The following is a 12,283-nucleotide window of genomic DNA, read 5'->3' on the forward strand; positions in this document are numbered from 1 at the left end:
AAAGATGATAAAATTAAATTTTACCCCGGATTAGAGATGAGTAAATTAAGAGACTATCTGGACAAGAATCCCCAGCAAGCAAAAAGGCTATTAGGGATGGAATATGAACAGATGATAGAACTCATTCAAGCTGCGGAGTTATTAGAAGAAGAAAAACGACAGGAAAAAGAAAAAACTAAAATCAGGTTGATTAAAGCAGGTGGGGGTCGTCGGCAGAAATTATCTGTGGAGGAACAAATCTTACTGACTCTAATTTATCTGCATCAAATGCCCACATTTCAAATGTTAGGGTTACAGTTTGAAGTCAGTGAATCAACAGCGAATGATATTTTCCATAACTGGATAAAAATCTTGAGAGAATTACTACCAGCGAGTTTGCTAGAGCAAGTAAAAAAAAACGAGAGTGATTGGGAGTGGGTAGAAAAAATTCTGGTGGAATTTGAGTTAGTAGTAGATAGCTATGAACAGCCCAGGGAAAGACCAACAGACAATGAAGAGCAGAAAAAATATTACTCAGGAAAGAAAAAGACACATACCTTTAAAAATCAAGTCATTGTCATGCCAAATGGAAAAGAAATAGTGGATGTAGCTGTGGGTTATACCGGAGCAACAAGTGATCTGAAATTGTGGAGAGAAAGAAGCCAGGAATTGGGGAATAATCAAAAATACAGAGGGGATAAAGCTTATGTAGGAGAAACAGCAATTAATACACCACATAAGAAACCGAGGAATCAAGAGATATCGGCTGAAAAGCAAGAAGAAAATCGATTAAAAGCTAAACAAAGGATTGTAGTCGAACATTTAATAAGACTGATAAAAATTTATCGAGTTGCTTCAGAAAGATTTCGGTTAAAGAGGCAAAATTATGAAGCAATAATCTTGACAGTATGTGGATTAATAAGATGGCGAATAGGAGCGATTGTATTACCATCTAAGAATTGCCCAGAATTCTTTTGAGAAATGATTGCATATCAGAGATAAAATTCATTAGTTATTATTAATGTGACTGAAAAAGCCTATGAATCCGTTACTTTTGGAGAAGCCGGCACAGGAGTGCTAGAGATTCCAAAAGTAGCGATAGAGGGCATTTGGAGATTTTCGGAGATGTCTAATTAGGAATCGTTAACTGTCTAGCTTTTATCCTGATTCTCCTGGGAATTTATATTGCTAAAACGGGTCAAGGGGCTGAGAAAAGTTAAAAATGATCATCAATCAGATATTTCAAAGCGAAACGAGACGCATAAATTATTTCTTTTTTATCGTTTTGTCCGGGTAAAATTCCCTCATAGAGTAAATTTTCCGCCTCAGTTTTATTACTTAAACGAACAAAGCTTAAATGTTCTTCCCAACCCTGAGATTTAAAATGATTTTCATCTATCCCCGTATTCACAGCAAAAACTAAATCGGTTTCGCTGGTAAATGGATTTCCCGCCATCCCAATTAAACGAGTATTACTTTTATCTAATGGCAAATCAATCCTGGCTTCTTCTTTTAATTCTCGTTGAGCATCTTGATAAAAATTAATCTGCTCAATTTGTTCGTTAAATGTCGCCAAACCTGCTACAAAATTAAGGAACCCAGGACGATCAATATTGCCAACACGTTCCCCAATATAAACCGTACCTTGGGCGGTAATGGGAATCACAGTAACCGCTAAAGCCCTAGCAAAATAAACAAAGGGATCTTGATAAATTTGTAACCCCTTCAACATTAATTTTAACGCTTCTAGTTTAGACCGAGAACAATCTTGATGATAACGGGGATAAGTCGTTGGCCCCACCTCTAAGATTAGCCGTTCTTCTTCTCGTTTCCAATAACCCGCAATCTCACCTCCTGACCAGCGAATTTTACGATCATCATAGTCGTTAGGATTAGTACCATCAGTGATGATCCCGTTGCTAATTTGAGGCTGAATTACCGTTTTTAAATAGGTGTCAAAATCCGTATCAATCAGTTCTCCCTCTAAATTTTGCGGGCCATAACCTGCTGTTACCTGAATTTGAGTAATATTTTCGACTTGTTGCGGTGTTACCCAATCAATCAAACTGTCATCCTTGATCAAGGCTTGAGCGAGTTTTTCCCCTTGAGAAATCCCAGTTAATTGATTAATAACCGCCTCTAAAGATTGAAGATAATCCTTCATGATCCCGAATAAAATTCACGGATCTTTTCAATCACATAATTTTGTTCTTCTGGTTTCAATCCATAAGATGAAGGTAAAGAAATGCCCCGTTCATAAGCTTGGGCACTAATAGGATAATTTCGCTCAGGATTCATCCATTCTTGATTTTGATAACAAGGTTGTAAATGTAATGGACAGAAAAATCGCCGCGTTTGAATGCCATTTTCCGCTAAATAATCGGCTAATTCAGCCCGTTGATTGGTATAACAGGAGGTAAACCAATGAACAGGTTCGCAACGCGAATCAATCGGCATAATTTGCAGTTCAGGAATATCTTTTAGTCCGGCTACATAGCGATCATAAATCTCTTGTTTGCGTTGAATAATGGCAGGTAATTTTTGTAACTGAGCAACTCCAATTGCAGATTGCATTTCCGTAATCGAAAAGTTAAACCCAATATGTTCATGTACAAAGGTTCCCCGATGATCTCGACCGTGATTTTTAAGACGACGACAGGATTGAGCAATAATATCACTATTGGTTAAAATAATGCCGCCTTCACCACAGGTAATGGTTTTATTCCCATAAAAAGAAATGGCACTCACATCTCCCCGAAGCCCAATATGCTCCCCTTTAAACTGTACCCCAATCGATTGAGCGGCATCTTCAATAACTTTTAAATGGTGACGAGTAGCAAACTCAATAATTTTTTCCATGTCTGCACTTTGTCCATATAAATGAACAGGCATAATGGCTTTTGTTCGTTCAGTTATTAACGCTTCAGCTTCTCTAACATCTATACCCAAGTTATCTTTCTCAATATCACAAAATATCGGTGTTGCTCCGGTCATAATAATGGCATTAGAAGACGCAACAAAGGTTAAATCAGGAACCAAAACTTCGTCCCCAAAACCAATTCCTAATGCTTTTAATCCACAATATAACGCGGTGGTTCCATTGGATGTAGCGATCGCATATTTTGCTCCCGTTAAACTTTTAATCCCTTCTTCAAATTCTTGGGTAATTTTATGCTCGGTCAGATAAGTCGATTCAATCACTCGTTTAAGTTGCACCAGTTCACTTTCATCAATCCAGGGTTCAATTTGAATAATTTTGGGTTTCGACATGATCTCAATTCAAAATATGAAAATGGGTATTCCTAGTTAGGAACGCACGGGATTTTAACCTTACTTAGCCTTTATACCACAAAAGTTAAACTCTCGTTAAAGTTTAAATTACTTTACTTTAACCCAATTTCGATAGGAAATAGGTAAAAGTAAAATACTACAAAAGAGGTTCTCCCGTACTTCAGATGATCCAGTGACGTTATCCTCTCACTCCATAGGCTTTTTCAGCTTAGTGCTTCCAGAACTTTAGATTAAATTTTACTTCTTATATCGAGTATTGGGGACAGACCAAAGCCCAGTAAGAAACCCCCATTCTAAATTTTATTAACCAAATAAAAATAACCACAGAGGTAAGGTTAATAATAAGAGTGTAGAACCCATCGCTAAATTTGTAACCGCTAATTCCCGATCTAAATTAAAGGCTTCAGCTAAAACTAAGGTTGCAAAAGCGGGAGGAGTTGCCATTTGAAGCACTAAAACTAATAAAGGAGATCCGGTTAATCCCAATAGCATTAATCCATAGCCTAATGCCAAAGGTACAATTAACATTTTAATTCCTAAACTTACAGAGGCAGTTTGAAAATAGCGCCAAGAATGAAGCTGACTTAAACGCATTCCCATCAAGACTAATGTTAACGCAACACTACCCCAAGCAATTCCCTTTAATCCCTGTTCAATCGGATCAGCTACCGGAATATTTCGTACCATTAAACCGATCACCATACTAATTAAAGCCGGGTTCGTTAATGATACTGCAACTAATTGCCAAGGGTCTTGTTTTCCCATTCCAAATCTTGCCGCTAAAGCCACGCCTAATCCATAGGCGCCAATGACCGTTCCTAGTCCATCATAAAACACCGCCCAACCGAAATATTGGGGGCCGACTAAGGCTAAACTAACCGGAAAACCAATATATCCCGTATTCCCCACCATTGAAGCTAATAAAAAACTGCCTTGAGCAGGTAAAGATTGGGGTAAAATATTGAATTTAGGAATACGGCTTTGCCAATGTAACCCCATCCAAGCTAATCCAGCACCGAGGAAAATAGCAGCCCAAGCCACTAAGGGAGCAATCCAAATCGAACCGGATAAATCCGCTTTTCTTAAAAATGCCATAATTGCGATCGGAACAATTGCCCAATATAAAATTTTTCCTAAATAATAGGGAACAATAGCGGGTAATTTCCGACCTAAAATCCATCCGATTAAAACGCCACCTATTAGCCATTCATAAAGTGTTAGAAGTTGAGTTACAGAATGAGACATAAAGATTAGGTGTTGACTGTTGAGCATGAACGGTTGACGGTTAGCCGTCAACATGAAGTATTATAAAATTCAGCCTTTAATGGATGTGCAGGAGTGAAGCCGTTGAAGAATTCTAGTCTGCCTAAACAAGCCGAAACTGTCGTGGATGGATCAACAGAAGAGATTCCAGAGGCGATACGAGATCTCCCCGTTGTGACCGTGGCTTCCTCCCGACCGTCCCCCAGACCCGGACTCTTCTGGAAAATGTTGGGGTTAGCCGTCGTTGCATTCTGTACGGCTTTAGCCATTAATTATCAATTTGGAATTCTCTCTCCTAAAGCTTATATTCCTCTGTTAGAACCCACCCCAGAACCCAAGAGTTCTACGGCTTCTTCCCCTTCACCTACTCCCAGTGCTTCAGCAACTCCAAGCGCCGCCGCGTCCCCAACAGCCTCCCCAAGCTTACCGGACAATTTATTGGGCCATCTCCCCTACGAAGAAGCTCCCGCCGCAGAGTTAGAAAGTATTACCCCCGATGGGAGTCATCGGTTACGCAAAGCAGCCGCCCAAGCTTATCAGCAAATGGAGCAAGCGGCTTTAGCCAGTGGGGTGAGTTTAGTTCCGATTTCCAGTTTTCGCACGGTTAAAGAACAGGAAGGAATCTTTTTTGAAGTCAAAGCGCAACGGGGACAAGTCGCAACCAAACGCGCAGAGGTAAGCGCGCCTCCGGGATATAGTGAACATCATACGGGTTATGCCATTGATATTGGCGATGGAAATATGCCCTCAACGAACTTAAATGTCAGTTTTGAACAAACTCAAGCTTTTCAATGGTTAAAAGATAATGCCGCTTTTTATAGTTTTGAGTTATCCTTTCCTAAAGATAATCCCCAAGGGGTGAGTTATGAACCTTGGCATTGGCGGTTTGTCGGAGATCGCCAGAGTTTGGAAACGTTTTATAAAGCCAGAAAGCTGAAGAAAAGCTGATGAGAACGACCAGTTTAAACTTGATTGCAATTAGTGTTTTCTGCATAACCCTATCGGCGTTATTGAGTCCGGTTTTCAATATTTCGCCTTTTATTCCGGCGAGTGTAACTTGTTTTTTATTAGGGGTTGCGACATTAGATGTTTTTCAATTTCAAGGTCAAGGTGCTAATTTATTAGTAGATTGGTTAGCGGGAACTTCGGCTTCCACTCGGGAACGAATTTTACACCATGAAGCCGGACATTTTTTAGTCGCCTATTTGATGGAAATTCCCATTCAGGGATATGCGTTAAATGGTTGGGAAGCTTTCAAACAGGGATTAAAGGCTCAAGGCGGGGTGCAGTTTGCTGATCAACGGTTATGGGAACAATTGCAGCAAGGTCAACTTTCATCACGGGTTTTAGATCGTTATTGTACGGTTTGGATGGCGGGAATCGCCGCAGAAACGTTAGTATTTCAAAAGGCGGAGGGAGGACAGGAAGACCGAGAAAAAATTACCGCAATTTGGACTCAGTTAAACCGTCCGATGAGTGAAGCCAAAGTTAAAGAACGTTGGGCTATTTTACAAGCTAAAACCTTAATTCAAAATCACGAAACGACCTATTATCGCTTGGTAGAAGCCATGAAAAATCGGGCTTCTGTTGAAGAGTGTTATCAAATTATTAAGGTTGAGGATTAAGGTTTAACTCTAAGATAAAGTGTTGATTTTATTGTGTTTTTTTGAAAACAAAAATTTTATTAAAATCATGATAAAATTTATTAACATAAATCCCTATAAAATAGCACTCAATTTTTTAATATTTTTATTACCCCTAAATCCTGCTTTAGCTTCAGAGAATGCTGTACAACCTTTAAATAATTTTGAAACGATTTGTTTAAATCAAAATAATTTAAACTTAGAAACACAAAAAACACTAGATTTATTATTAGAAATTTCTCAAACCAAAGACTGTAAAATAGCAAATAAAATTCTATCTCAACTGATTCAATTAAATTTGAGTGGGTATCAAATCAAAGATTTAAGCCTCTTAAGTTCTTTTTCTCAACTACAATTTTTGTATTTAAGTGGAAATCAAATCTCTGATTTAACGCCATTGGCTAATCTCAAAAATTTAAAAGTCTTAGCACTAGATGTCAATCAAATTCATGATTTGACCCCTCTTTCTTCCTTAATAGCGCTAGAAACCTTAATTTTAGATACGAATAAAATTACGGATTTAACCTCGCTTAAAAATTTGACCCGATTAAAAAGTTTAGTATTATTTGATAATCAAATTCAAGATATTACGCCGTTGCAATCTTTAGTAACCTTAAAAAAATTATCCTTACAGGGAAACCAAATTTCTGATATTACACCGCTACACCCCTTAACGAAACTCAGCTATTTAGCCCTTTATGATAATCAAATTGCTGATTTAACTCCCCTTAGCTCTTTAACTCATCTAAAACAACTGCTACTTTTTAACAATCAAATTGCAGATTTAACGCCCCTGGCTTCTTTAACCGATCTCAACCAATTAACTTTATTTGATAATCAAATTTCCGATCTGCGTCCTTTAGCAACCCTGACCAATCTAACCGAACTTTACATTGGAAATAATCCCATTTCCGATTTAACCCCCTTACAAGCATTGACCAACCTCAAAATCCTCAGCTTGTTTAATACCTCGGTTTCAAATCTTGCACCCTTGCAATCGTTAACTCAATTAATCACGTTAGATTTGTATAATACTAAAGTTTCCGATAGTCGTCCATTGCAAAGCTTGACCAACCTAACCGGATTAGACCTTAGAGGGAATCCCTTGACAGAACGAGCCTGTCCCGTTAAAACCACCTTAACCTGTCGTTTTTAGTTAACCTATAGGGAATAACCGTGATTGATTTTCTCCAATATCCCTAAAAATAGTGACCACATTGACTAAATCCCGAATCACGGCGCGATAAATTATATAAATAGAGTCAGGCTAGAAGTCAAAAATTTTCATCCTTATCTAAAATTTAGGTGAATCAATCATGCTTCAGAGTAAGCGGGAGAATCTTATGACCTTTGAAGAGATCTATCAATTTTTCCAAGAACCCCCGCCTATCTATCTCAATAAAGAACTGGCGGTTTGCTACATCTTATCTGTCTTTCTGCGAGGGGACTCCTATGGAACCGAACTGATTGAACGACTAGAACAAGAGTATTCTGCTTATCGATTATCGGATACGGTTCTCTATAGTGCCTTGAAGTTCCTAGAAAAACAAGGAACGATTACGGGATACTGGCAGAAGGTAGAAGGTAGAGGTCGCCCTCGTAGGATGTACCAAATCATACCTGAATACAAAACCCAGGCGCAAGAGTTAGCCAGACTTTGGCATGAATATACAACTCGTCGAGATAAATTTGTGTAAACTACACATCGACGAGTGACCGTTTAAAACTAGACTAATTTAATCTATGATGATTCCCGTAATTCCTTCCACGTTTGTGTTGACCTTGTTACTGGCGATTGGCTTATTCTTCTTTGTGCGGGCTTCGACCAAAGATCGAACACAGCAGGAAAAGCTAATGGCTGAACAAGAAGCAGACTCTTTGCTTACGCAAATTCAACAGTATTTCGCAGCACGAGCTTATCGTGTGACGAAATTAAATCGGGAAGACAATCAAATCACCTTTGAGGGGTTAGTTCGTCCCAGTTGGTTTCTAGCCATCTTCTTAACCCTATTAACGGCCGTTGGGCTGTTATGTTTAGGATTAGTTCTATCGATGGCTATTCCCAACCTTGGCGAACTGTTTTGGGGACTGGTGTTGCTTTCGCCCCTGGCGGGGTGGTTTTATTGGAAAGGTGCCAAGCGGCCAGAAAAAGTCTCTCTTAAGCTGGATGCTGTTCTCGGTCAGGGAAACCAAACTCAAAGTTTAATTACTGTAACCGCTCACCGAGACGAACTGGCAACGCTCAAACAAGCACTGCACCTCAAACCTTGCGAATAATTTCATCTGATCCTTGCTAGAAGCAGGGACTCCTGGGCTAGTTGGGTTAAAAGAAATTCAACAACCTTTTAACCGACTAAACCCCCAGAGATAGATTGCCTCCATTGACGGTTCACCACCAGACCTATCCGGTTTTTCTGTCGTGCTGGCTTAATCTGAGTTAAGGAAGAAGCTCATGTTGATGATAGCTATCACTCGGTTTCAGGACGCCAGAAAAGTTCCGCATTTAGAAAACCCTTTACTTTAAGCATTAAGAATATTCAACACAGGATCTAGACTTCAAACGCTTTTGATGGCGGAAGCAGAAGATAGGGGTGTTGCTTTTTCCACAAGCTGCTTTAAACTGGGGAATAAAAAATGATTTTCTTCAACATACTGAGCGCCAAACAGACCCTTTTCAGCCCAGAAATACCGATCTGTTGTATGCTCATTGCGTTTGACAAGAAGCACAGCAGGGGGAATAATTCCCTCGGCATGGATAAACTTGCGAGCCGCTGTTACGGGTTTATCTTCGCCACTGGAAATGCTATATTGAGGCACACATTCTAAAATTCTTCGTCCTTCTTGTCTACGACGGCTTTTACGCTTACGTCTTCTAGCCAACTTGTTGACCTCCTTTTTAAGCAGGCGGGTTGTAAATATAGCTACAAAATCCGAAAGAAGTATATCTGTTTTAGTTCAAAATTTCAAGATGTTTTAATAGATTGATACAAAATCAGTACACTGATCCCCCGGCTCCTCCTCCTATGCTTACAGCTAGTTCTGAATTTGTCCAACTCTGTCGCACGCAATTGTCATTGACGGCGAGTTTAGGTGCGTCCTTGAGTGTGGTGTATTTGGCTGAGGCTTGGGTGGATGAGGAACATCAGAAATTAATTCCGATCGCCACTTATCCTGAAACCTCCCTGGAAGATTTGGATATTCCGGGTTTGATGCGCTTTCCGACCCTGTTAACTCCAACTCTACCTCGTTTGTTAACAACAGAAGAAATTACCAAAACCTGGATTTTGTTACCTGCGGTGGATATCAATGATTTTATAGAAGCCGAAGCACAGGGAGAGCAACCCCTAGAAGAAGAGGAAAGTTGGCAACAACGCAGTCAAACGGTGTTACCTTTAATTCAAGAAGAGGTGGTCTTAGGCTTTTTAGTAACGGGACGCAATGATCGTTCCTGGAACCCAGAGGAATATGGCCAATTGCAAGGAATTGCCCATACCTTAGCCCTGGGTTGTATTTTAGATCAACGCTCCCAATGGTTCCAACAACAATTAAGCCGACAACAACACCTACAGGCGCAACAAGCCGATGCCCTTCATAATATCTTTCATCAACTCAAAAGTCCCCTCACGGCGGTGCGTACCTTTGGAAAATTATTATTAAAGCGGTTACTACCGGAAGATAAAAACTATCCAATTGCCAATAGTATTTTACGAGAAAGCGATCGCATTCAAGAGTTGTTACAACAAGCTGATCAAACTTTAGACCGCACAGAACCTGCTGTAAGCTTACCCCTAACCGTTGATTCTGTCTTAATTTCCATGCCGCCTAGGGAAGAAGCCACGTCTGCGTCCTCAATGTTAACCTTGTTACCCGCTTGGGATCAACTCGAATTCCTAGAATTGTCTGAGGTCTTACAACCGTTAATTTTATCAACCCAAGCGATCGCCGAAGAACGACAGCTTCAATGTTTTGTTGACCTTCCCCCTAAATTACCCGTGATCCAAGGGAATCATAAAGCCTTGCGAGAAGTCTTGAGTAACCTCCTCGATAATGCCTTAAAATATACCCCACCAGGCGGAAAACTTTGTATTCGAGTGCAACTGACTCAAAAACGGAAATCTCAACCCCTGCAAGTAGGAATTGGCATTAGTGATACTGGCCCCGGTATTCCACCCGAAGATTTAACTCATTTATTTGAACGTCACTATCGAGGTGTCCAAGGACGTTCTGAAATTCCGGGGACAGGGTTAGGGTTAGCGATCGCAAAAACCTTAGTCGAACAAATGCAGGGAAAGATTGAAGTGTTCTCTCCTGTTAATTCGGTTTGGGTCTCCAAGGAGATGCTTTCTCGGGGGAATATTCCTAGAGGAACTACATTTATCGTTTGGTTAAAGGGTGTTACTCCTGATCAAGAATTGAACAGAAGTTGATAGAATTATTTTTTCTCAACTGATGTTGTCTCCATCCCCAAGCCAATATTAAGCTTAGGAGTCCCAACAAACTGGTCTGAAGATTCATTTTTTACACCTTTATTGTACCCGGTTTAAAGCCTATGAGTGCATCCAGTAACCCTGATAATCTGATTAATAACCCAGTGAGTTCCTCTGTTCCTTTAGAAGAAAATTCAGGTAAACCACTTTCTTATGTTGCCCAGGAAGATATCATTTATCGTGCTTTTGATCGCAAAACCGTCTGTCGGGTTTTAAGCCAAGCTCATATTTATGTTTCCATTCGCTGGACAAGAACTCATCTTTATATTGGCATTCCCAGCACCGTTTTAGCGGCTGTTGCTGGTGTGCAAGCCATCTCCAGTTTAGGCGGAAATTATCAATTAGTGGCGGTGATTATTCCCGTTTTAGTCGCTATTCTTGCACCGTTATTAACCTTTTTAGATCCCAATGGTAAAGCGAATACCCATTTAGTCGCCTCCAGGGTTTATGAACAAATGGCCGATCAATATGATTCATTTTTACTCAAATGTCGTTTAGAACCCCGACCCATCGAGGAAGAACTGAATGATTTAGTTCAGATAAATTCTGTGTATAGTGAAAGTAAAAAATCCCTTCCGGCTTGTCCTGAATGGGCGTATCAAAAAGCCCTCCGCACCGAAAATGACATCCAAAAACTGATTCCTGATGAGATCAAGAAAGCTGGAGGGTATGACAAATATATTGCCGATGCGCCCTCTTGAAAGGAGAATAAATTTTATCCCCTTAAACACCTTTTAATTTCTGTAGAGGCAGGTTTGAGTTCAGTTTTGAATCAGCACCTAAAACCAACCCAAAGCTACTTCTACGGGATGGAGATCTTCAATGGGTAACACACAATCTGATTTAGAAGGATTAGAAATTACACCAGGGGAAATCAAACATTGGAGTGGTATTAATCAGAAGTTACTCTACCGACCAGCTACCGTTAAAAAATTATTAGGGGAAGGTTTAAAAACCTTTTTTATCTTTTTATTATTATTAATGAGTTATTGGATTTGGAGTTTAATTTTTCCAGAACTCTCTTTAATTTTAATCATAATTTATTTAACCATTGGGGGACTATTAATTCTTGAGGATAGTGTAAAACTGTGGAATACCTTAACCCGTCCCCAATTCGTTAAACTGTGTCATCAAGTGGAGCGTTATAACGCCATTGTTAAAGCCTTAAAAATTTATGATCAACTCGATGCAATAGCCCATCCCCCTGGAAAATTAAACAATCGAGAAGCTATTATTGCAGCTTTAAACTTAATTAGAACAGAATTAATTAAAGGATTAAAAATAGAACGAACCTTGAAAAAACATCAAAAATTTATTCAGCAATATTCCGAACTTTTTGATCCAAATTTCACCGCCTTAACGGTCTTACAAACAGAAAAACCCACAACAGAACAAGGAAGACTCCTGTATCAAGCCTTTGAAATTGCTTCAGACGTTCATCAACAATTAAAACAACTTCAGGAACAACAGATTTCCCCTAATCGCAAGCAACAGACAATCAGAAACAAGGAATAGGAAAAAAATCAATCTAAGCTGCTATTACATTTAAAGTGTATATTCTAGGGAGCGGGGACGCTCCAACTACAAGGAATTGGCAATTTCCCCATCACCATTAGAGAC

General features: G+C 39.6%; 13 protein-coding genes. 9 read left to right on the forward strand and 4 right to left on the reverse strand.

Annotated elements, in window-relative coordinates; translation table 11 throughout:
• Positions 1 to 36: 36 nt before the first annotated feature.
• The gene (locus NMK36_RS15370) at positions 37 to 957 is read left to right on the forward strand and encodes a transposase (protein WP_254172698.1); all 921 of its coding nucleotides are present in this window, start codon (positions 37 to 39) and stop codon (positions 955 to 957) included.
• Between the two features lie 238 nt (positions 958 to 1,195).
• On the opposite strand, the gene NMK36_RS15375 is transcribed toward NMK36_RS15370, so the two are convergent.
• The 3 genes from NMK36_RS15375 to NMK36_RS15385 form a co-directional block, all read right to left on the reverse strand.
• Positions 1,196 to 2,143: an NUDIX hydrolase gene (locus NMK36_RS15375; RefSeq protein ID WP_072719361.1), complete on the reverse strand. Its 948-nt coding sequence runs from the start codon at positions 2,141 to 2,143 to the stop codon at positions 1,196 to 1,198.
• Positions 2,140 to 3,249, reverse strand: coding sequence for a DegT/DnrJ/EryC1/StrS family aminotransferase (locus tag NMK36_RS15380; protein WP_254174105.1), 1,110 nt, complete (start codon positions 3,247 to 3,249; stop codon positions 2,140 to 2,142). Before NMK36_RS15380 ends, NMK36_RS15375 begins: the two co-directional genes overlap by 4 nt.
• Positions 3,250 to 3,573: 324 nt before the next feature.
• The gene (locus tag NMK36_RS15385) at positions 3,574 to 4,515 is read right to left on the reverse strand and encodes an AEC family transporter (protein ID WP_072719466.1); all 942 of its coding nucleotides are present in this window, start codon (positions 4,513 to 4,515) and stop codon (positions 3,574 to 3,576) included.
• Between the two features lie 102 nt (positions 4,516 to 4,617).
• Between NMK36_RS15385 and NMK36_RS15390 the strand changes: the two genes are divergently transcribed.
• The 5 genes from NMK36_RS15390 (at position 4,618) to NMK36_RS15410 (ending at position 8,453) form a co-directional block, all read left to right on the forward strand.
• Complete coding sequence (locus tag NMK36_RS15390; protein ID WP_254174106.1) at positions 4,618 to 5,481, forward strand: M15 family metallopeptidase; 864 nt, start codon at positions 4,618 to 4,620, stop codon at positions 5,479 to 5,481.
• Complete coding sequence (locus NMK36_RS15395) at positions 5,481 to 6,158, forward strand: ATP-dependent Zn protease (RefSeq protein WP_072719359.1); 678 nt, start codon at positions 5,481 to 5,483, stop codon at positions 6,156 to 6,158. The genes NMK36_RS15390 and NMK36_RS15395 overlap by 1 nt, the downstream gene beginning before the upstream one ends.
• A gap of 67 nt (positions 6,159 to 6,225) precedes the next feature.
• Entirely contained in the window at positions 6,226 to 7,332 is a 1,107-nt protein-coding gene (locus tag NMK36_RS15400) for a leucine-rich repeat domain-containing protein (RefSeq protein ID WP_083580021.1), read from the forward strand.
• 187 nt (positions 7,333 to 7,519) lie between these two features.
• On the forward strand, positions 7,520 to 7,873 hold the full coding sequence (locus NMK36_RS15405; RefSeq protein WP_072719358.1) for a PadR family transcriptional regulator: 354 nt from the start codon (positions 7,520 to 7,522) through the stop codon (positions 7,871 to 7,873).
• A 46-nt stretch (positions 7,874 to 7,919) separates the two neighbouring features.
• Positions 7,920 to 8,453, forward strand: a complete 534-nt coding sequence (locus tag NMK36_RS15410) for a cofactor assembly of complex C subunit B (protein ID WP_072719357.1) — start codon at positions 7,920 to 7,922, stop codon at positions 8,451 to 8,453.
• A gap of 279 nt (positions 8,454 to 8,732) precedes the next feature.
• On the opposite strand, the gene NMK36_RS15415 is transcribed toward NMK36_RS15410, so the two are convergent.
• Positions 8,733 to 9,056, reverse strand: a complete 324-nt coding sequence (locus NMK36_RS15415; RefSeq protein WP_072719356.1) for a DUF3155 domain-containing protein — start codon at positions 9,054 to 9,056, stop codon at positions 8,733 to 8,735.
• A gap of 143 nt (positions 9,057 to 9,199) precedes the next feature.
• Between NMK36_RS15415 and NMK36_RS15420 the strand changes: the two genes are divergently transcribed.
• From NMK36_RS15420 to NMK36_RS15430, 3 genes are all read left to right on the forward strand, one after another.
• Complete coding sequence (locus tag NMK36_RS15420) at positions 9,200 to 10,603, forward strand: sensor histidine kinase (protein WP_254174107.1); 1,404 nt, start codon at positions 9,200 to 9,202, stop codon at positions 10,601 to 10,603.
• Positions 10,604 to 10,725: 122 nt separating this feature from the next.
• Positions 10,726 to 11,364, forward strand: a complete 639-nt coding sequence (locus NMK36_RS15425; RefSeq protein WP_072719354.1) for an SLATT domain-containing protein — start codon at positions 10,726 to 10,728, stop codon at positions 11,362 to 11,364.
• 121 nt (positions 11,365 to 11,485) lie between these two features.
• Complete coding sequence (locus NMK36_RS15430) at positions 11,486 to 12,178, forward strand: hypothetical protein (protein WP_072719353.1); 693 nt, start codon at positions 11,486 to 11,488, stop codon at positions 12,176 to 12,178.
• Positions 12,179 to 12,283 lie beyond the last annotated feature (105 nt).

It is taken from the genome of Planktothrix pseudagardhii, from assembly GCF_904830925.1.
In the GTDB taxonomy this organism is placed as follows: Bacteria; Cyanobacteriota; Cyanobacteriia; order Cyanobacteriales; family Microcoleaceae; genus Planktothrix; species Planktothrix tepida.

Bases quoted from the DNA above. Each gene is read 5' to 3' on its own strand.
- NMK36_RS15370 (WP_254172698.1), top strand. From the start codon at position 37: ATGAGTAAATTAAGAGACTATCTGGACAAGAATCCCCAGCAAGCAAAA.
- NMK36_RS15375 (WP_072719361.1), bottom strand. From the start codon at position 2,143: ATGAAGGATTATCTTCAATCTTTAGAGGCGGTTATTAATCAATTAACT.
- NMK36_RS15380 (WP_254174105.1), bottom strand. From the start codon at position 3,249: ATGTCGAAACCCAAAATTATTCAAATTGAACCCTGGATTGATGAAAGT.
- NMK36_RS15385 (WP_072719466.1), bottom strand. From the start codon at position 4,515: ATGTCTCATTCTGTAACTCAACTTCTAACACTTTATGAATGGCTAATA.
- NMK36_RS15395 (WP_072719359.1), top strand. From the start codon at position 5,481: ATGAGAACGACCAGTTTAAACTTGATTGCAATTAGTGTTTTCTGCATA.
- NMK36_RS15400 (WP_083580021.1), top strand. From the start codon at position 6,226: ATGATAAAATTTATTAACATAAATCCCTATAAAATAGCACTCAATTTT.
- NMK36_RS15405 (WP_072719358.1), top strand. From the start codon at position 7,520: ATGACCTTTGAAGAGATCTATCAATTTTTCCAAGAACCCCCGCCTATC.
- NMK36_RS15410 (WP_072719357.1), top strand. From the start codon at position 7,920: ATGATGATTCCCGTAATTCCTTCCACGTTTGTGTTGACCTTGTTACTG.
- NMK36_RS15420 (WP_254174107.1), top strand. From the start codon at position 9,200: ATGCTTACAGCTAGTTCTGAATTTGTCCAACTCTGTCGCACGCAATTG.
- NMK36_RS15425 (WP_072719354.1), top strand. From the start codon at position 10,726: ATGAGTGCATCCAGTAACCCTGATAATCTGATTAATAACCCAGTGAGT.
- NMK36_RS15430 (WP_072719353.1), top strand. From the start codon at position 11,486: ATGGGTAACACACAATCTGATTTAGAAGGATTAGAAATTACACCAGGG.